The sequence below is a fragment of the Bradyrhizobium semiaridum genome (genome assembly GCF_020329505.1).
In the GTDB taxonomy this organism is placed as follows: Bacteria; Pseudomonadota; Alphaproteobacteria; order Rhizobiales; family Xanthobacteraceae; genus Bradyrhizobium; species Bradyrhizobium semiaridum.
In genome coordinates, this window is record NZ_JAGKJJ010000004.1 from 95,778 (window position 1) to 115,601 (window position 19,824).

The following is a 19,824-nucleotide window of genomic DNA, read 5'->3' on the forward strand; positions in this document are numbered from 1 at the left end:
GTCAGCCTCGTTTCTGAGGGGGAGTGAAACATGGCGACGACAACCGTTGCCACGGGCGCGCCGGCGGCTGCCGACGCCAAGCCGTGGTACAAGATCCTCTATGTCCAGGTCCTGATCGCGATCGTGCTTGGCGCATTGGTCGGCTGGCTGTGGCCGGGCCTTGCCACCAACGACTGGATCAAGGCGCTCGGCGACGGCTTCATCAAGCTGATCAAGATGGTGATCGCGCCGATCATCTTCTGCACCGTCGTCTCCGGCATCGCGCATATCCAGGACGCCAAGAAAGTCGGCCGCATCGGCGTCAAGGCGCTGGTCTATTTCGAAGTCGTCTCGACCTTCGCGCTGATGATCGGGCTGATCGTCGGCAATCTCGTGAAGCCGGGCGCGGGCTTCGGCGGCGCGGCGGCGAACGCACAGGCGGTCGCCGGCTACGCCAAGCAGGCGGAAGCGCAGAAGAGCGTCGACTTCGTCCTGCACATCATCCCGGACACCGTGGTCGGCGCATTCGCGCAGGGCGAGATCCTGCAGGTGCTGCTGTTCTCGGTGCTGTTCGGCTTTGCGATCATGAGCCTCGGCGAACGCGGCCACACCATCCGCTCGTTCATCGACGACGCGGCGCATGCGGTGTTCGGCGTGATCTCGATCGTGATGCGCGCGGCGCCGATCGGCGCGTTCGGCGCGATGGCCTACACCATCGGCAAGTTCGGCACCGGCGCGATCCTCAACTTGGTCGGGCTGATCGCGACGTTCTATTTGACCGCCGCGCTGTTCGTGTTCGTGGTGCTCGGCATCATCGCCCGGATGGCCGGGTTCTCGATCTTCAAGTTCCTGGCCTACATCAAGGACGAGCTCTTGATCGTGCTCGGCACCTCGTCCTCCGAGAGCGCGCTGCCGTCCTTGATGGAGAAGCTGGAACGGCTCGGCTGCTCCAAATCGGTGGTCGGCCTCGTGGTGCCCACGGGCTACTCGTTCAACCTCGACGGCACCAACATCTACATGACCCTGGCGACGCTGTTCATCGCACAGGCGCTCGGCTACGACCTTTCGTTCAGCCAGCAGCTCACGATCCTCGTCGTGGCGATGCTGACCTCGAAGGGGGCGTCCGGCATCACCGGTGCGGGCTTCATCACGTTGGCGGCGACGCTCGCGGTGGTAGATCCGCGGCTGGTGCCGGGCATGGCGATCGTGCTCGGCATCGACAAGTTCATGAGCGAGTGCCGCGCGCTGACCAATCTGTGCGGCAACGGCGTTGCCTGCGTGATCGTCGCCTGGTGGGAGGGTGAGCTCGACCGCGACAAGCTCAACGCCAATCTCGCCAGGCAGATCGATCCGACCGACATAGAGACGGCACTGACGACGGACTGATTCACTTCCAAGTCAGAATCGGTCGATCCGATACGGCGAGGCGTCCACCATGGATGTCTCGCCGTTCATCGTTTCGGCGAGCAGCCGTGCGGTGGCGGGGCCGAGCGTGAAGCCCTGATGGCCGTGGCCAAAATTCACCCACAGCCCGCGATGCCGCGGCGCCGGCCCGAGCACCGGCAGCATGTCGGGCGTGCAGGGACGGGTGCCGAACCAGGGCTCGGGCTCGACGCGCCTGCCGATCTCGAGCAGACCTCGCGCGGCGGCCTCGGCGTGGTCGAGCTGGATCGGCGTCGCCGGCGCATCCGGACTGGTCAGCTCGGCGCCGGTGGTGATGCGGATCCCCTTGGCCATCGGCGCCATCGCATAGCCCATCGCGGTGTCGACCAGCGGCAGGTCGAGCGAGCGGCCGCCGCTATAGTGCATGTGGTAGCCGCGCTTGCGCACCAACGGGACGCGGTAATCGAACCTTGCCAGCAATTGGGGTGACCACGGCCCAAGCGCGACGACGGCGTGCGCGGCATCGATCCGGCCGCTGGGCGAATCGACCGACCAGCCGGACGTGGTCTGCTGCAGCGTCTGCGCATCACCGTTCAGGAGGACGCCGCCGAGACGCTCGAACAATCCGGCATAGGCCGAGACGAGGCCGCCGGGATCCGACACGGTCCAGGGCTCGAGCCAGTGGATGGCGCCCGGCAGATCGTCGCGCAGGATCGGCTCGGCCCTCGCGAGCTCGCTGCCGTCGAGGACGCGAAACTGCACGCCATAGTCGCGGCGATTCTGCTCCGCGGTTGCGATGGCGGCCTCGAGCGCCGCGCGATCGCGATACAGGATGCGAAAGCCGGCGCGGCGGATCAGATTGTCAGCATGCGCCTCGCGGATCAGCGTGTCGTGCTCCGCCGTGGCATGGGCGATCAAGCGTGCCCAGGCGACCGTGGCCTCGCGGTGCCGTTCCGGCGTCGAGTGCCACCAATAGCGCAGCAGCGGACCGGCATGGTGCGGCAGCGCCGCCAGGCGGTAGCGCACGTCGTTGGTTCGGCCCATCGCGATCCGCGCCAACGTCGCAAGATCGCGCGGCATCGGATAGGGCCGTACCGCTTCGCTCTGGATGATGCCGGCGTTGCCGTAGCTGGTCTCCCGGCCGGGCTCCTTGCGGTCGACCAGGGTCACCGACCAGCCGCGGCGCCGCAAATGCAGCGCGGTGCTGACGCCCACCATACCGCCGCCCAGAACGATCGCGCTTTGCATTGACCTGCTTCTCCGTCAGGCCGGCATCTGCGGCACATTCGACAATTCAGCAAAAACGCCCGGCTTCGAACCGGGCGTTTCCTTGTCTGATCGGTCCTAGTGGCCGCCGCCGAAGCGCCGCGACCACCAGCCCTTGCGCACCGGAGCCTCGGTGGCGGCAGCCGGTGCGGGCTCTGCCTCGGCCGGGGCAGGGACCGGCTCCTCAGCCGGGCTCTGGACCAGCACGGGTGCCGGTGTGTCCGGCTGCGGGGTCGACGCGAAGCTGACCTTTTCGCGTACCGTAGAGCGGCGCCGGGACGTGCGGTCGGGCTCGGCCGCGGCTTCCTCCGGCACGGCGGCGGCTTCGGGCGCCGCAGCTGGCTCGGGCGTGACGGCCGTCTCGACCGGCGGAGGCTCCTCGATCGGTGCCGGTGCAGCCGGCTCGACGTCGGACGACGCGCCCGGCTCCGGCTGCGCCAGCGACGGCGCCGGCTCGTAATGGCCGTCGAAATCGGCGACGGCCTCGGCGGCTTCCGGCTCGTCCGCCGGGCTCAGCTCATCGGCGATCGATCCGGCAAGGCCTTCATCGGCTCCGCCGCCGCCGCGCCGGCGGCGGCCGCCACGACGTCCGCGGCGGCGCGGGCGACGTTCGCCACTGCCGGCCTGATCGCCGCGCGCAAACTCCGGCTGCTCGTCGCCGCCATCCTCGTCGCCTTCGGCATCCTCGGCTGCAGCCGCTTCGGTGCCTTCAGGCAGCACATGCATGAGGTCGCCGTCCTCGCGCGGTTGAGCGGCCTCGCGGGCTTCACCACCGCCGCCGCGGCCGCGGCGCCGGCGGCGTCGCTTGCGGCGCTGACCATCGCCATCGCCACCCTCGGTGCCGGCGTCCTCGCCGGCCGCCTGTTCGTCGGCAAGGCCTTCGGTCTCGTCGGTTTCGACCTCGGCCTCGTATTCGAACAGCTCTTCCTCATCGTCGGCTTCCTCGGCCTGCGCCGGGGCTGCGGAGGCCTGCGCCGCGAGCAGTGCCTTTGCCGCCTCGAGCGTATGCACCTGCTCGCCGCGGTCGATGATGTAGGACTGCGTGCCGTGCACGGTGGCATCCGCGACGATCGACAGCGCGACCTTGAAGGAGTCCTCGAGGTCGCGCAGATGGCCGCGCTTGTGGTTGAGGACGTAGAGCGCGACGTCGGTGCGGGTGCGCACCACCAGATTGTGGGTCGCGCCCTTCATCAGGATTTCCTCGATGCCGCGCAGCAGCTGCAGCGCCACCGACGAGACCGAGCGGACGTGACCCGAACCGCCGCATTGCGGACAGGGCTCGGTCGAGCTCTCCAGCACGCTGGCGCGGATGCGCTGGCGCGACATTTCCAGCAGGCCGAAATGCGAGATGCGGCCGACCTGGATCCGCGCGCGGTCCTGGCGCAGGCAGTCGGACAGTTTGCGTTCGACCGCGCGGTTGTTGCGCTTCTCGTCCATGTCGATGAAGTCGATGACGATCAGGCCGGCGAGGTCGCGCAGCCGAAGCTGCCTTGCGACTTCCTCCGCCGCTTCGAGATTGGTCTTGAGCGCGGTATCCTCGATGTGATGCTCGCGCGTGGCGCGGCCGGAGTTGACGTCGATCGAGACCAGCGCTTCGGTCTGGTTGATCACGATGTAGCCGCCGGAGCGCAGCTGCACGGTCGGCGTGAACATCGCGTCGAGCTGGCTCTCGACCCCCATCCGCGAGAACAGCGGCTGGCCGTCGCGATACTGCTTCACCGCGCGCACATTCGCCGGCATCAGCATCTTCATGAAGTCGCGGGCCTCGCGGTAGCCGGCTTCGCCGGCCACCTGGATCTCGTCGATCTCCTTGTTGTAGAGGTCGCGCAGCGAGCGCTTGATCAGCGAACCTTCCTCATAGACGAGGGTCGGCGCCTGCGACTTCAGCGTCAGATCGCGCACCGTCTCCCACATCCGGATCAGGTATTCGAAGTCGCGCTTGATCTCCGGCTTGCTGCGGGAGGCGCCGGCGGTGCGCAGGATGATGCCCATGCCCTCGGGCACGTCGAGATCCTGCACCACTTCCTTGAGGCGCGAGCGGTCCTGCGCCGAGGTGATCTTGCGACTGATGCCGCCGCCGCGCGCGGTGTTGGGCATCAGCACCGCATAGCGGCCGGCGAGCGACAGATAGGTGGTCAGCGCGGCGCCCTTGTTGCCGCGCTCTTCCTTGACCACCTGCACCAGCATCACCTGGCGGCGCTTGATGACTTCCTGGATCTTGTACTGACGACGCGGACGGAACGCGCGCTCCGGAACCTCCTCGAGCACGTCGTCGCCGCCGACCGATTCGACTTCCTCTTCCTCGGTTTCGTCGTCATCCTCGTCATCGTCGGCTTCATCGCCCGCGGCGGCATCGGCCAATGGTGCATCTTCGGCCGGCGCCGGCTCGGACAGAGCATACTCGGCGACGGGCTGATCATCACCGGCCGCATGCACCTCGTCGGCATGATCATGGTCGTGACGTGCAGCGTCGTCGGCGTGCGCCGCGTTCTCCGCGATCTGCTCGGCATGCGCCCGCTCGGGCTCGTGATTGAGCTCGACACTTTCGACGGTTTCCGGCGCTGCCGAGGCAGCGGAGGCTTCGACCACGGCGACGACGGGATCGCGCGGCGCGTCGCCGTCCGCTGTCGTGCTCATTTCGCGGGAGTCGTGCTCGTGGTCATGGGCGACGTGATCATCCGCATGATCGTCATGCGCATGATGTTCATGTGCCTGATCCTCGGAATGCACGTGGTCGTGGTCGTGAGCCTCGTGCTCATGACCTTCGTGGGTGACCATGTCGTGATCGTGGGGCTCGGCGCCGATCGGCTGCTCGAGTGTTTCGTGGGCTTCCGCCTGCGGATCGCTCGCGCCTTCGATCACCTCGCTCTGCACGCGATCGCCATGGCCGCGGCGACGGGCATTGCGGTGGCGCGAGCGGCGGCGGTGACCACGGTTTTCCTGCTCCTCCTCGGCCTCGCGGTGGGCACGCTCTTCGGCCTCGATCAGCGCCTGACGGTCGGCGACCGGGATCTGGTAATAGTCGGGATGGATTTCGCTGAAGGCGAGGAAGCCGTGCCGGTTGCCGCCATACTCGATGAAGGCGGCCTGCAACGACGGCTCTACGCGCGTCACCTTGGCGAGGTAGATATTGCCGCGCAGTTGCTTGCGCTGGGCGGTCTCGAAATCAAACTCTTCGACGCGATTGCCACGGACCACGACGACCCGGGTCTCTTCCGGGTGGGTGGCATCGATCAACATCTTGTTGGGCATTTTGGAGCTCTTGACGGCGGCGGGCACGGTGCATGGCGCGCGCAAATTGCGCCGCCCGCTGACGCGACCGTCCACCTGATTCGGGGGTGAGGGGAAGGCCAAAACGCGTCCTGAGGCGCAGAGCCGGATCGGAACCCACCGTGATGACGCGGCGGGCGAAGCTTTCACTTCGCGTCGGCGCGATCGTCTCGGCGATCCTGGTCGGCAATACAGTCTGGCGCATTAAGCGTCGGCCCGTCTAAACATGGTGGCGGCGAGAAGACCGCCGTATCTTTTGCTGAAAGCCCGGCCTGGCGCCGAAGCGCCTGCCGGCCATCGCATATCGAGGCCCCAAGGGGGCCGGATAATCGTTTATGCCGTGTCTCAAACCGTCCTCTGGCGAGAGTGTGCCTGGGACTGGACGCCGCTCGGGCTCGAATCCGCCGCTCCATGTCAGCCGCGCGCGGCGCTGGCTGGGGAGGGACCGGAAAAACACGGCGGTCACTTCGGGCTCCGAAGGTTCCACCGCTGCACCGGGAGGCTGAACGCGACACAACCGGGAGTACTAGCCGTCAGCAATCCGTACATACGTGGATTAACCGCCGGGTGCAAGGGAAGCGTCGCGGGGCGGCAACACTCGATCCTTTTCGCATCCGCGTCATTAGGCTGCGATTAACCGTGTGGTTCTAATGCGGTAAGAGGCTGCTTGGGAGGCACCGAATCGGTGGTGAATCGGGCAAATCACCGCGTTTGGCTGGCAGGCGGGCTGTTGTGCGCCGCAGCATTGGTGCTGGCTGACCTGAGCGTCCCCAGTGCGGCGGAGGCGCCGCGGGCCGACTCATCCGCCCCGGCCGCGGCCGCTAGCGGCTTTCCCGTCGCATCCAGCGCACGGCTTGCCGGCGACGGCAAACAGACCCGTTTCATCCTCGACCTCGACCGGAAGATCGATTTTCGCGCCTTCGCGCTGGGCGATCCCTACCGCGTCGTGGTCGACACCCCGCAAGTCAACTTCCAGCTCGCGGCGGGCACCGGCGCGACGGGACGTGGGCTGGTGAAGGCGTTCCGCTATGGTCTCGTGATGCCCGGCGGCTCGCGCATTGTGTTCGACCTGACCGGACCGGTCAAGATCGCCAGTTCCTATGTGCTCGACGCCGCCAACGGCCAGCCGCCGCGGCTGGTGCTCGACTTCGAGGAGGTCGATCGCGCCAGCTTCGCGCAGTCGCTGGCGCCCGAGGAGCGGCCCGAGTTGAAGCCGGCGATTGCCGAATCCAGCACCGCGACGATCCCGCCGGTAACGTCGGCCGCGCTGCCGCCGATTGCCGTGGCAGATCCGCGCCCGCTGATCGTGATCGATCCCGGTCACGGCGGCATCGACAACGGCACCCAGTCGGGCGGCCAGACAGAGAAGACCCTGGTGCTGGAATTCGGGCTCGCGCTGCGCGACCGCATCGAGAAATCGGGCAAATACCGCGTGGTCATGACCCGGACCGACGACACATTCATTCCGCTCAACGACCGGGTGAAAGTGGCGCGCACCCAGGCGGCGGCCCTGTTCGTCTCGATCCACGCCGACGCGCTGCCGCGGCGCGAGGGCGACGCCCAGGGCGCCACGATCTATACGCTGTCGGACAAGGCCTCGGACGCCGAGGCGGAACGGCTGGCCGATGCGGAAAACAAGGCCGACGCGATCGGCGGCGTCAATCTGGGCGACGAGCCGACCGAGGTCGCCGACATCCTGATCGACCTCGCGCAGCGGGAGACCAAGACCTTCTCCAACCGCTTCGCCCGCATGCTGATGACCGAGATGAAGTCGACGGTCAGGATGCACAAGAACCCCCTGAAGTCGGCCGGGTTCCGGGTGCTCAAGGCGCCGGACGTGCCGTCCGTGCTGGTCGAACTCGGCTACGTCTCCAACAAAGGCGACCTCGAGCACCTCGTCTCGGAGAGCTGGCGCAACAAGACGGTCGGCTCGATGGTCCAGGCGATCGACGCGTTCTTTGCCAAGCGGCTGGCAACTGTCGGACCGGCCAAATGAAATTGGCCGGCTGAAAAGCCGCTACCGTGGCCGGGAAGCCCTAGTTTGGCCACAGCCGCAACGGTATAGACAACAGACCGCAGCGCTCGCGGAGGCGAGCCGTATTAGTCCGGCGGCTCGTGTATATTGGGCATCGCGCAACGGCGCGCCCGCTGAGTCCCAAGCTTCGTCGCGTGAGAGGCATTCTTTGGACTGGCGCTTCTGAACACCGGGGCGCCGAAGGGGTAGGAACGGAACGTCGATTATGCGCCTGCTCGTGCGGTTTTTGGGCTTCTTGTTCGCTGCAGGGACGGTCTTGTTCCTGGTCGGTGTGGCCGCCATCGCCGGTGGGATCTGGCATTTCTCCAAGGATCTGCCGGACTATTCGCAGCTTCAGGATTACGAACCGCCGGTGATGACCCGCGTCCACGCGGTCGACGGTTCGTTGCTCGGCGAATACGCCAAGGAGCGCCGGCTCTATCTGCCGATCCAGGCGGTGCCGAAGCTCGTGATCAACGCGTTCCTCGCAGCCGAGGACAAGAATTTCTACGAGCACGGCGGCATCGACTATCAGGGCATGGCGCGCGCCGCGCTGCTGTATGCGCAGAACTATGGCTCCAACCGCCGGCCGCAGGGTGCATCGACGATCACTCAGCAGGTCGCGAAGAACTTCCTGCTCACAAACGAGGTGTCGTTCACCCGCAAGATCAAGGAAGCATTGCTGGCGATGCGCATCGAGCGGGCCTATTCCAAGGACCGCATCCTCGAGCTCTATCTCAACGAAATCTATCTCGGACTCGGCGCCTACGGCATCGCCGCCGCGTCGCTGGTCTATTTCGACAAATCGGTCAACGAGCTGACGATCGCCGAGGCCTCCTATCTCGCGGCGCTGCCGAAGGCGCCGGCGGCGCTGCATCCGGTGCGCAACCACGACCGCGCGATCGAGCGCCGCAACTACGTGATCGATCGGCTCTTGGAAAACGGCTGGATCAAGCAGGCCGACGCCGACAAGGCGCGCAAGGAGCCGCTGTCGGTCACCAACCGTTCAAACGGCGCGCACACCTTCGCGGGCGAATATTTCGCCGAGGAGGTCCGCCGCGACATCTTCGAGCGCTATGGCGAGAAGAAGCTGTATGAAGGCGGCCTGTCGGTGCGCACCACGCTCGATCCCAAGATCCAGGTGATGGCGCGCAAGACCATGGCGGCCGGTCTCGTCAACTATGACGAAGCGCAGGGCTGGCGTGGCGCGATGCACAAGATCGACGCATCCGGCGACTGGGGCGTCAAGCTCGCCGACGTCAAGGCGCTGTCGGACATCTCGCCGTGGCGGCTGGCTGTCGTGCTCGAAAGCGGCGACCAGTCGGCGCGGATCGGCTTCCAGCCGGGCAGGGAGCTCGGCGGCGCCGTCAGCAAGGAGCGGCAGACCGGCATCGTCACGATCGAGGGCGTGCGCTGGGCCAAAAGCAAGGGCAAGACGCCGACCGCGGTGTCGCAAGTGCTGCAGCCGGGCGACGTGATCTATGCCGATCCGCTGGTGAACAAGGACGGTACCGCGGTCGAGGGCCAGTACCGGCTGCGCCAACTGCCCGAAATCTCCGGCGCGATGATCGCTATGGATCCGTGGACCGGCCGCGTGCTCGCGATGGTCGGCGGCTTCTCGTTCGACCAGAGCCAGTTCAATCGCGCCACGCAGGCCTATCGGCAGCCGGGCTCCTCGTTCAAGCCGATCGTGTACGCCTCGGCGCTCGACAACGGCTACACGCCGTCGAGCATCGTGGTGGATGGCCCGATCGAGATCGATCAGGGGCAGGGCGCCGGGGTCTGGCGGCCGGAAAATTTCTCGACCGGCAAGTATTACGGGCCGACCAGTTTGCGCAATGCGCTGACGCATTCGCTCAACACCGTGACGGTGCGCCTCGCCCAGGACGTCGGCATGCCCTTGATCGGTGAATATGCCAAGCGCTTCGGCGTCTATGACGAATTGCCGAACTATTTGTCCTATGCGCTCGGTGCCGGCGAAACCACCGTGATGCGCATGGTCACGGCCTACTCGATGTTCGCCAATGGCGGGCGCCGGGTGAAGCCGACGCTGATCGACCGCATCCAGGATCGCTACGGCCATACCATCTATAAGCACGACGCCCGCGAATGCCGCGGCTGCGACGCCCCCGGTGGCTGGAAGAACCAGGCGGAGCCGCAACTGATCGACCGCCGCGAGCAGGTGCTCGACCCGATGACCGCCTACCAGATCACCTCGATGATGGAGGGCGTGGTCCAGCGCGGCACCGCGACTGTGATGCGCGACGTCGGCAAGCCGCTCGCCGGCAAGACCGGCACCACCAACGATGCGAAGGACCTCTGGTTCGTCGGTTTCTCGCCTGACCTCGTGGTCGGTCTCTACCTCGGCTACGACAAGCCGCGCAGCCTCGGCCGCACCGCGCAAGCCGGCCGTACCGCGGCGCCGATCGCCCGGGATTTCCTGAAGCTGGCGCTGGCCGACAAGCCGCCGACCCCATTCAAGGTTCCGGCAGGCATCAAGCTGATCCGCGTTGACGCCAAGAGCGGCGTCCGCTCCGGGCCTGGCGGCGGCGGGAACACGATCCTGGAGGCTTTCAAGCCCGGAACCGCACCGCCGGAATACACGCCGAGCGTCCCGGTCGCCGACGCCGATGGCCGGGGAGGGGGGCCTCAGCCGTCGCAGGGACAGCAGCCCGACAGCGGCGCTTTCTTGCGGCCTTTCGGATTGTATTAGCCGGCGACATGTCCACATCACCGGGACAGCGCGGCCAAGCCGATTGCGCTTTGCCGTGACGCTCGCTACATCCCTCGGAACCTGTTTTCCCAACACCTGAAAGATCATGCGCGCGGAAATCGAACGCCTTGTTGAAGAGATCAAGCAGTCAGTCGGGCTGCTGAGGAGGCATCTTTGACGTCGAACAATCGACGGCACGCCTCGCTGAGCTGAACAAGCTCGCTGAAGACTCCAATCTCTGGAACGATCCCCAGAAAGCCCAGCGGCTGATGCAGGAGCGCACCTCACTGGAGGACGCGCTTTCCGGCATCGGCAAGGTCGAGCGCGAGCTCGAGGACAATATCGGCATGATCGAGCTCGGCGAGGCCGAGAACGACGAGGGCGTGGTTGCCGATGCCGAGAAGGCGCTCAAGGAGCTGAAGAAGGAAGTCGCCCGGCGCGAGCTCGAGGCGCTGCTCTCGGGCGAGGCCGACAAGTTCGATTCCTATCTCGAGGTCCATGCCGGTGCCGGGGGCACCGAGAGCCAGGACTGGGCACAGATGCTGCTGCGCATGTACACGCGCTGGGCGGAGAAGCACGGCTTCAAGATCGAGTATCTCGAAGAGTCCCAGGGTGAAGAGGCCGGCATCAAGTCGGCGACCATCCAGATCAGCGGCCACAACGCGTATGGCTGGCTGAAGACCGAGGCCGGCGTGCATCGCCTGGTGCGCATCTCGCCATTCGATTCCAACGCACGGCGCCACACCTCGTTCTCGTCGGTGCAGATTTTTCCCGTGATCGACGACTCCATCAAGATCGAGATCAAGGAGAGCGACGTCCGCACCGACACCATGCGGTCCGGCGGCGCGGGCGGCCAGCACGTCAACAAGACCGAGTCGGCGGTGCGCCTTACGCACATTCCGACCGGGATCGCGGTCGTCTGCCAGGCCGGCCGCTCGCAGCACAAGAACCGGGCGCAGGCCTGGGACATGCTGCGCGCGCGGCTCTATGAGATCGAGCTGAAGAAGCGCGAGGAACAGGCCGCTGCCGATCAGGCCGCCAAGACCGATATCGGCTGGGGTCACCAGATCCGTTCCTACGTGTTGCAGCCCTACCAGATGGTGAAGGACCTGCGCACGGGCGTGCAGACCTCCGACACGTCGGGCGTGCTTGACGGCGACCTCGACGAGTTCATGGCGGCGACCCTGGCGCAGCGCGCCTTTGGTACCGGGCCCGGCACGGTCGAGGATGTGGATTAGCCCATGCAGCGTGTGGCCTTCATCGGATTAGGACGGATGGGCCACGGCATGGCGGGCCGCTATCTCGATGCCGGCTTCACGGTCACGGTGTGGAATCGGAGCAGGGCCAAGGCCGAGGACCTGATCGCGCGCGGCGCGCAATGGGCGACCTCGCCGGAGGATGCCGCGATCGACGCCGATGCCGTGGTGACCATGGTCGCCGACGACGAGGCCTCGCGCGCGGTCTGGCTGACCAAGGACGGCGCGGCCGCGACCATGAAGGCGGGAACGCTCGCGATCGAGTGCTCCACGGTCTCGTACCAGCATGCGCTGGAGATGGCTGGTGAGCTGCACAGCCGCGGCCTGATCTACATCGACTGCCCGGTCACCGGCCTGCCGGAGGCGGCGGCCGCGGGCAAGCTGACGCTGCTGGTGGGCGCCGATCCCGCCGACCTCGAGCGGGCGCAGCCATATCTGGCGCCGATCGGCAGCACGATCCGGCACTTCGGCGCGGTCGGCACCGGCACCGTGTTCAAGCTGATCAACAACCTCTTGGGCGCGGTGCAGATCGCAAGCCTTGCCGAGGGCATTGCGATCGCCGAGCAGGCCGGTCTCGACATGCAGCTGGTCGCCGAGGCGCTCGCGACCGGCGCGGTGGCGAGCCCGCAGGTCATCCGCCATTCCCGGCGCATGATCGACCGCAATTTTTCCGGCGCCACTTTCACCGCCGCGCTGCGCCACAAGGATGCCGAATATGCCGTACGGCTCGCCCAGACGCTCCTGCCGGGCGTTCCGGTCAGCCGCGCCGCGGTGACCTCCTATGCCAAGGCCAAGGCGCACGCGCCCGACGCCGACGAAGGCCGGATGATCGAGATCGTGTCACGGCCGAAATAGCCCAAGCGCCGGCTCCCGGAAATCGGGTGGGCCCCGCCGCCGCAGCTTGCTAGCCATCTGTGGCCAGCGCAGATGAGAGTTTTGCATGCCCTCCGCCGACCACACGATCGATCCTCGCGATTGGGCGCTGCTCGGCGTGCTGTCGGTGCTCTGGGGCGGCTCGTTCTTCTTCAACGGCGTGATCCTGCGCGAACTGCCGCCGCTGACCTTGGTGCTGCTGCGTGTGGCGCTGGGCGCGATCATCCTGCTGCCGCTGCTGCGGATCCGCACGATCGCATTCCCGAAGGGCGTGTCGGGGTGGATGCCGTTCTTTGCGATGGGGCTGTTCAACAATGTGCTGCCGTTCTCGCTGATCGTATGCGGGCAGATCTACGTCTCCAGCGGGCTGGCCTCGATCCTCAATGCGACGACGCCGCTGTTTGCGGTGGTCGTGATGGCGGCCGCCGGCGAGGAGCGGCTGCTGGCGCGACGCGTTGCGGGCGTGCTGGTCGGCGTGATCGGGGTTGCGATCCTGCATGGCGATACGCTGGGGGTTGAGAGCCGGCAGGGCATCGGCATCCTGCTGTGCCTCGCCGGTGCTTTCAGCTACGGCATCGCGGCGCTGGTCGGGAGGCGGCTCCCGGTGCATGTGCCGCCACTGGGCACGGCGACCTTCCAGATGATGGCCTCGGCCGTGATGATGGCCGTTGTCGCCGGCGTGGTCGAGCAGCCATGGCTGCTGCCAATGCCGCACCCGGCGACATGGCTCGCGGTGCTCGGGTTGGCGGCGCTGTCGACCGCGCTGGCCTATATCGTGTTCTTCCAGATCCTGCAGCGGTCCGGCGCCACCAATGTGATGCTGGTGACCTTGCTGATTCCGGTTACCGCGATGCTGCTCGGCACGTTCGTGCTCGGCGAGCCGATCGCGATGCGCGAAGTGTTGGGGGCGCTCGTGATATCAAGCGCTCTGCTCGTGATCGATGGCCGCGTACTGACCTGGTTCAGCCGCGCGCCTGCTTCCACGCCGCATACCAGCCCGTAAAGCGTCCGCTGTCGCGCTCGCCGCCGTGCCAGGCGGCGTAAGTCGTGCCGTCGTCGGCGACCAGCACCACCGCATCGAGGCCCTTGGAGCGGCGCAGCGTGTCCATTGCCTGCGCCGGCGTCTGCGCGATCGGACCTGCGACATTGAACGAGGTGTTGACCGACATCTCGACGCCGATACGGCGCCCGAGTGCTTTCAGATACGCATAGGTGAGGGGATCGTCGGCCTCGCGCACGATCTGGATGCGGCCGGTGCCGTCGGCATGCACCACAGCCGGGATCTTCTCACGCGCCTCGGGCTTGGAATGCGCGGTCAGCACCATGTAGTTATAGGCGTTGTAGTCGCCGTCGGAGGCGCCGTCTTCCAGCTCGAAGTAATCGCGCGCGGATTGCAGCGTCGCCATCGGTGCCAGCGGGCGGATTGCTTCGCGGTATTTGACGCGCTCGTTAAGCCGCTCGCGGACATGGGGATCGCAGGGATTGGCGAGGATCGAGCGATGCCCGAGCGCGCGCGGCCCGGTCTCCGCGGCGCCTTGGTAAATCGCGATCACGCCGCCTTCGGCCACCGCGTGGGCCATCAGGTCCGCGATCGCATCGCGCCCCTCTGATGTCGCGACATTGCCGATCTCAAGCGAAGCGACCTCATCGGTCTGCAGCGCCGCGGTGATGTCGGCGCGCAACGGCGGCAGGCCGCAATAGAAGGCGTGCGACAGCGGCGCGCCGCGCGGAGCGCCGGCCATGTGTGCGAACAGCCAGGCGGCGCCGATCGGCACGCCGGGATCGCCGGGCACCGGCGGGATCCACATGTGCAGCCGCGCCTTGCGCTGCTGCGCACGCTCGAACCACGCTTCGTTGAAATGCTCCAGCAGCCGCATGTTGCCGAGCGCGTTCAGCGCGACCCCGCCGGTCAGCACCAGGCGATCGGTACCGGTGAGGCGCAAAAGATGATCGATGACGTGGATCATCGCGTCCTCGAACACCAGCTGGGTCGCCGCGGCCTTGTCGAGCCGGTCCTTGGTGTCGGGGCGGTGCTCGATGTCCTCGACGCGCAGCACGGCGTCGGGGTTCCAGAGCTGGTCGGGCCGCAGCGGCTGGCCGAGGATCTCGATCAGCGACGGGTGATAGGGATTGTCGCCGGGATCGGCGTACCAGTTGGCCATCGCACGGTTGAGCCGCACGGTGCCTTCGGGCCCGAGCTGCAGCACCGCCTTCAACCGCGCGTAATACGGATTGGACGCGCGGTTCATGTCGCCCCACGCCGCGGCGCCCATGTAGCGGCCCTCGCTAGAGAGCCAGGTCCAGCCGCCTTGGCTGGAAGAAATCACGGTGTAGAAGGCGCCGAGCGAGTCGAACAGGCTCTGGTTGCAATAGAGCTGTTTCATTTCGCCATTCTCGGCGACGTAGAGCGAGATCGAGCCGACATCGCCGGTGCCGTCGAGCACCGCGATCGCGACCTTGCCGCTGACATCTGCGAACGGCGAGGCCGTGAACGAGTACCAGGCGTGATTGTCGTGATGCGGCATGCAGATCAGCGGCAGTTGCTCGCCAAGCCCGTACATCCGCGCCATCTTGCGCGACAGTCGCCGCACCTGATCCATCTGGCGCAGGTTGATCGCCGGCGCGATCGGCGCGCGCAGCAATTTGAGGCTGGCCGGCGCTTCCTCCAAGGAGGTGCGGATCAGCATCGCCAGCAGCGCCGGATAATCCCAGGTGGTAACGAACGCGTCGATATCGCCGATGTCGCGTCCCATTCGCTGCAGCACCGCGCGCATGTCGTCGAGCGCGTGTTGCGGAAACTCGTTGGTGTGCTTGTTGCCGGAGAAGCGCTCTTCCTCGTTGTTGACGATCAGGCGCGGGCCGTCCTTCTGCGTGACCTCGACCAGCGCGACGCCGGTATTGTGCGTGCCGGGGCAGGCGAGGCCGGCGATGTACACGGTCTCGCCGCGCTGCAGCTTGTCGCGGACCTTGACGATAGTGCGCTTGGCGACATCGCTGTTGGCCTTGTGCAGGCCACGGCCCGCCAGCGACCGCTCGCTGAGCCGGCGCGTGAGTTCATAACACCACGCCGCAAGACGCGGGTGGCGCGGACCGATACGGATTTCCGGCTTAAGCAATCAGAACGCCTCTAGTCGTGTGTCCTCAGGTCGACCATCAAACACAAATAGCGCCAGGCAACAATGCCGTTTCGTGGAACGGAAAAACCTCGCGCTTGCCAGCACATCTGTGACTTGCGAGACTTGCCGCCAATCAACGACAAAAATTGGGAGGAAACCATGCCGGCTCGTTCTGGATATATCTGCGCCATGGTGGCATTCGCAAGTGCCGCACTGATCGCGAGCACGGCGGTTGCGCAGAAGAAATACGATCCCGGCGCGACCGATGGCGAAATCAAGATCGGCAACATCATGCCGTACAGCGGCCCGGCCTCGTCCTACGGCGTGATCGGCAAGACCGAGGCGGCGTTCTTCAAGATGATCAACGATCAGGGCGGTATCGGCGGCCGCAAGATCAATTTCATCAGCTACGACGATGCCTATTCGCCGCCGAAGGCGATCGAGCAGGCGCGCAAGCTGGTCGAGAGCGACGAGGTGCTGTTGATCTTCCAGCCGCTCGGCACGCCGTCGAACTCGGCGATCATGAAGTACATGAATGCCAAGAAGGTGCCGCAATTGTTCGTCGCTTCCGGCGGCACCAAGTTCGGCGACCCGAAGAACTTTCCGTGGACGATGGGCTTCCAGCCCAACTACCAGAGCGAAGGGCGGATCTACGCGAAGTACATCCGCGACAAATTCCCCAACAGCAAGATCGCGGTGCTGTGGCAGAATGACGACGCCGGCAAGGATCAGTTCAAGGGACTCAAGGACGGCCTCGGCGACAGGGCGGACATGATCATCGCCGACAAGTCCTATGAGGTCTCCGATCCCTCTATCGATTCCCAGATCGTCGCGCTGCACGATTCCGGCGCCGACATCTTCTTTTCCTGGGCCGCGCCGAAGGGCTCGGCGCAGGCGATCCGCAAGGTCGGCGAGCTCGGCTGGAAGCCGAAATTCTTCCTCGCCAACACCGCGACCTCGGTGGCCTCGGTGCTGAAACCGGCGGGCCTGGAATATTCCAAGGGCATCATCTCGACCGCTTATCTGAAGGACCCGACCGATCCGACCTGGGACAAGGATCCCGCCGTCATCAAGTGGCGCGCCTTCATGGACAAGTACTATCCCGACGGCGACAAGGCCAACGCCAACAACATCTACGGCTACGTGCAGGCCGAAGCGATGGCGCAGGTGATCAAGCAGTGCGGCGACAATCTCACCCGCGACAACGTGATGAAGCAGGCCGCCAGCCTGAAGAACTTCCACTCCGAGCTGATGCTGCCTGGCATCATGGTCAACACATCGGCCGACGACTACTACCCGATCGAGCAGATGCAACTGATGCGCTTCAACGGCGAGGCGTGGGAGCTGTTCGGGGATGTGATCACCGGCGAGGTCGGCCACGAGGCGACGCGGTAGGGGATCGGCGGTCACGCCGCTGCGCGGACGTCGTCCTGGCTTTCGCAGAGACGACACTGAGTGTCGTGTCGCGGCGCCCTTCAAAGCACGCTGTCATCGCCCGGCTTGACCGGTCGATCCAGTACTCCAGAGGCAGTTGTTGTTGAGCCGAGAGGCTGCGGCGTCCTGGATCGTTCGGTCCATGTGCGCAATTGCGCACAGGCCGGGCGATGACGGTCGTGGATGGGGACGCAGCCGTCGTCATTCCAGGGATTTCGCTAGCTAAGGGCCAAACAAATCGGCGCATGCGGTTCGTCCGCGCCGACGTTCAGATCCGCCGCTACGAGGAAATCTCAGCCGGCGCTGAGTCGGACGCCGGCGCGCAGGAACTTCTGCGGATCGACGGCTTCACCATCGATGCGGGTTTCATAGTGCAGATGCGGGCCGGTCGAGCGGCCGGTCGAGCCGACCGCGCCGATCACCTGGCCGATCTTCACGCTCTCGCCGACCTTGACGCCGATCTCGGAGAGATGGCCGTAACGGGTCGACAGGCCGTTGCCGTGATCGACCTCGACCATGCGGCCGTAGCCGCCGGCCCAGCCCGCCGACACCACCTTGCCGTTGGCGGTGACGCGGACCGGATCGCCCTGCGCGGCGCGGAAGTCGAGGCCGGTGTGCATCGCCGGACGGCCGAGGAACGGATCGGTGCGCACGCCGAAGCCGCTGGTGAACTCGACCTCGCCGACGACAGGCTTGCGATAGGGCACCAACGCCAGCGTCTGGGTCAGCCGCTGCATCTGGGCGCGGTTGATGTTGATGCGGTAAAGCTGGCGCTCGAACGGGCCGGCATCGGCCGCGAGCTTCACCGGAACGAACGGGCCGCCCATGCCGCCGCGCGGCGTTGCCGCCTCGAGCTGCGCCATGTTGAGGCCGAGATCCGAGATCACGCCGCGCATCCGGCGCAGGCGGGAATCGAGGCTCTCCTCGGCCGAGGACAGCGCGGCCATCTGGCGCCGTTCGACCTGGTCGAGCGAGGTCTGCAGGCGGACCAGCACATTGTCGACGCCCTGCGCCTTGGGGAACTGGTTCGGTTGCGCCTTGGCCATCAGCGGCGCGCGCGATTCCAGCCGTGCCTCGCGGTCCGGCGGCGCCACGAAGATCACGGTGTCACTGATCGGGGAAGGCTTGAGCGGTCCGGAGGCGGGGGCTGCCTCGGCGCGGCCCTGCGGCTTGATCGATCCCGTGGCGCCGAGGTCGGGCATCGCGCCGAGCGCCGTGGCTTGCGATTCCAGCATCGACTGGCGCTTCATGATCTGGTCGAGCTTCTGGTCGAACTGCTCCTGGTCGAGCAACTGGCGGCTCGTGGTGCGGTCGACCTTGGCGCGCAGCTCGGAGATGCGGTCCTCATAGGCGTATTGCATCTCGGCCTGGCGGGCGATCAGCCGGGTCAGGACGTCGTCGCGGAACGCGAAATAGGTCGCGGTTGCCGCCGACCACATGCCGAGTACAACGACGGTGCCGACCGCGATCCAGAACACGACAGGCCCGAAACGGACCTGCTTGCCGGCATGGACGATGGTGTAGCCTTGGCCGGAGGCGGCCAGCGCGGCGGCCGCAGCGCCGTGATGGGCAGCCGGGCGGCGCGAGGGCGTCCGGCCATGGTCCTGCGGATGATGATGCTTGTGATGGTGGTGACCGGACCGGCTCACATCGGTACTCCCGCGGCCGGTCGGACCAAGCTCCGTACGGCTTATTGCGGGGGCGATTTGAGCCCGGCATGGTTAATTTTCAGGAAACGGAACCTGTGCAATCAGAGCGACCGGGCGGCCGCCAACACCTCGTCGGCGTGGCCGTCGACCTTCACATGGCGCCAGATTCGGGCGACCTTTCCGTCCGAATCGAGCAGAACCGTGGTGCGAATAATTCCCATGAAGGTCCTGCCATACATGGATTTTTCGCCCCAGGCGCCGTAGGCCTCCAGCATCTCATGGGTCTCGTCTGAGCCGAGCGGCATCGAGAGCTGGTGCTTGTTGCGGAAGGACTCCTGCGCCTTGACCGTATCGGCCGAGATGCCGAGCACTTCGGTCCCGGCGGCGGCGAACTCGCCCTTGAGCCGGGTGAAGTCGATCGCCTCCCTGGTGCAGCCGGGCGTGTCGGCGCGGGGATAGAAGAACAGCACCAGCTTGCGGCCGGCAAAATCCGCCAGCGAGACGCTGCCGCCGCCGTCGCGGGGCAGTTGAAAGGCGGGCGCGGCGGCGCCTTCGGCCAGCTTGGCCGTCGACGACTTGGCCGGAGATTTGGCGGATGGCTTCGGCTTCGAGGTGGCGTTTGGCGACGCCTTGGTCGTCGCCGCGGCCTTTACCTTGCCCTTGGTCGCCGCCGTGCGGGTTTTCGTCGCGGATTTGCTCGCGGCGGGCCTTGCGGCCCGCGCCGGCCTGGCCGCCGCCCGCTTTCCCTTTGTATCGGTGGATTTCTTGCGCGTTTTCTTGGACATACGCCTTCCTTTCGTCGCTTTCCGAAGCTCAACCATTAGGGTATTGCGGTCTCATCGGCGGCGATACGGATTCGCACCGTTCGCTG

The 19,824-nt window shown here is 66.2% G+C and carries 13 protein-coding genes; 8 read left to right on the forward strand and 5 right to left on the reverse strand.

Features of this window, described 5'->3' with window-relative positions:
* The first annotated feature begins 30 nt into the window (after window positions 1-30).
* Window positions 31-1,365, forward strand: coding sequence for a dicarboxylate/amino acid:cation symporter (locus J6500_RS06665; protein WP_225711893.1), 1,335 nt, complete (start codon window positions 31-33; stop codon window positions 1,363-1,365).
* A 12-nt stretch (window positions 1,366-1,377) separates the two neighbouring features.
* Here J6500_RS06665 and J6500_RS06670 read toward each other — a convergent pair whose 3' ends face one another.
* Window positions 1,378-2,610: an NAD(P)/FAD-dependent oxidoreductase gene (locus J6500_RS06670; RefSeq protein WP_225711894.1), complete on the reverse strand. Its 1,233-nt coding sequence runs from the start codon at window positions 2,608-2,610 to the stop codon at window positions 1,378-1,380.
* A 96-nt stretch (window positions 2,611-2,706) separates the two neighbouring features.
* Window positions 2,707-5,265 carry an Rne/Rng family ribonuclease gene (locus tag J6500_RS06675; protein ID WP_283842892.1) on the reverse strand — a complete coding sequence of 853 codons (2,559 nt, stop codon included), beginning with the start codon at window positions 5,263-5,265 and terminating at the stop codon, window positions 2,707-2,709.
* A 24-nt stretch (window positions 5,266-5,289) separates the two neighbouring features.
* Here J6500_RS06675 and J6500_RS31955 point away from each other — a divergent pair, with 24 nt between their 5' ends.
* The 6 genes from J6500_RS31955 to J6500_RS06700 all read left to right on the forward strand — a co-directional run bounded on the left by J6500_RS31955 (window position 5,290) and on the right by J6500_RS06700 (window position 13,757).
* Window positions 5,290-5,970 (forward strand): hypothetical protein, encoded by a 681-nt coding sequence (locus J6500_RS31955; RefSeq protein WP_283842893.1) that lies wholly within the window; start codon window positions 5,290-5,292, stop codon window positions 5,968-5,970.
* A 613-nt stretch (window positions 5,971-6,583) separates the two neighbouring features.
* Entirely contained in the window at window positions 6,584-7,894 is a 1,311-nt protein-coding gene (locus J6500_RS06680; protein WP_225711896.1) for an N-acetylmuramoyl-L-alanine amidase, read from the forward strand.
* Window positions 7,895-8,138: 244 nt separating this feature from the next.
* Entirely contained in the window at window positions 8,139-10,625 is a 2,487-nt protein-coding gene (locus J6500_RS06685) for a penicillin-binding protein 1A (RefSeq protein WP_225711897.1), read from the forward strand.
* Window positions 10,626-10,731: 106 nt separating this feature from the next.
* Window positions 10,732-11,863 (forward strand): peptide chain release factor 2 gene (gene prfB, locus J6500_RS06690; protein WP_225711898.1). Its coding sequence is split into 2 segments (ribosomal slippage): window positions 10,732-10,800 and window positions 10,802-11,863, totalling 1,131 coding nucleotides; the frame shifts between segments, so codons are not numbered across the junction.
* Window positions 11,864-11,866: 3 nt separating this feature from the next.
* Window positions 11,867-12,736 (forward strand): NAD(P)-dependent oxidoreductase, encoded by an 870-nt coding sequence (locus J6500_RS06695; protein ID WP_225711899.1) that lies wholly within the window; start codon window positions 11,867-11,869, stop codon window positions 12,734-12,736.
* Window positions 12,737-12,821: 85 nt separating this feature from the next.
* A complete protein-coding gene (locus J6500_RS06700; protein ID WP_225711900.1) occupies window positions 12,822-13,757 on the forward strand; it encodes a DMT family transporter in 936 nt (311 codons plus the stop codon).
* Here J6500_RS06700 and J6500_RS06705 read toward each other — a convergent pair.
* Complete coding sequence (locus tag J6500_RS06705) at window positions 13,717-15,870, reverse strand: carbamoyltransferase C-terminal domain-containing protein (RefSeq protein WP_225711901.1); 2,154 nt, start codon at window positions 15,868-15,870, stop codon at window positions 13,717-13,719. The genes J6500_RS06700 and J6500_RS06705 overlap by 41 nt on opposite strands.
* 189 nt (window positions 15,871-16,059) lie before the next feature.
* Between J6500_RS06705 and J6500_RS06710 the strand changes: the two genes are divergently transcribed.
* On the forward strand, window positions 16,060-17,265 hold the full coding sequence (locus J6500_RS06710; RefSeq protein ID WP_376707766.1) for an ABC transporter substrate-binding protein: 1,206 nt from the start codon (window positions 16,060-16,062) through the stop codon (window positions 17,263-17,265).
* Between the two features lie 332 nt (window positions 17,266-17,597).
* Here the strand turns inward: J6500_RS06710 and J6500_RS06715 are convergent, their stop codons facing one another.
* Window positions 17,598-18,953: a M23 family metallopeptidase gene (locus J6500_RS06715; protein ID WP_225711903.1), complete on the reverse strand. Its 1,356-nt coding sequence runs from the start codon at window positions 18,951-18,953 to the stop codon at window positions 17,598-17,600.
* Window positions 18,954-19,054: 101 nt separating this feature from the next.
* Window positions 19,055-19,738, reverse strand: coding sequence for a peroxiredoxin (locus tag J6500_RS06720; protein ID WP_225711904.1), 684 nt, complete (start codon window positions 19,736-19,738; stop codon window positions 19,055-19,057).
* Window positions 19,739-19,824: the final 86 nt, after the last annotated feature.

Bases quoted from the DNA above. Each gene is read 5' to 3' on its own strand.
- J6500_RS06665 (WP_225711893.1), top strand. From the start codon at position 31: ATGGCGACGACAACCGTTGCCACGGGCGCGCCGGCGGCTGCCGACGCC.
- J6500_RS06670 (WP_225711894.1), bottom strand. From the start codon at position 2,610: ATGCAAAGCGCGATCGTTCTGGGCGGCGGTATGGTGGGCGTCAGCACC.
- J6500_RS06675 (WP_283842892.1), bottom strand. From the start codon at position 5,265: ATGAGCACGACAGCGGACGGCGACGCGCCGCGCGATCCCGTCGTCGCC.
- J6500_RS31955 (WP_283842893.1), top strand. From the start codon at position 5,290: ATGGGCGACGTGATCATCCGCATGATCGTCATGCGCATGATGTTCATG.
- J6500_RS06685 (WP_225711897.1), top strand. From the start codon at position 8,139: ATGCGCCTGCTCGTGCGGTTTTTGGGCTTCTTGTTCGCTGCAGGGACG.
- J6500_RS06695 (WP_225711899.1), top strand. From the start codon at position 11,867: ATGCAGCGTGTGGCCTTCATCGGATTAGGACGGATGGGCCACGGCATG.
- J6500_RS06700 (WP_225711900.1), top strand. From the start codon at position 12,822: ATGCCCTCCGCCGACCACACGATCGATCCTCGCGATTGGGCGCTGCTC.
- J6500_RS06710 (WP_376707766.1), top strand. From the start codon at position 16,060: ATGGTGGCATTCGCAAGTGCCGCACTGATCGCGAGCACGGCGGTTGCG.
- J6500_RS06720 (WP_225711904.1), bottom strand. From the start codon at position 19,738: ATGTCCAAGAAAACGCGCAAGAAATCCACCGATACAAAGGGAAAGCGG.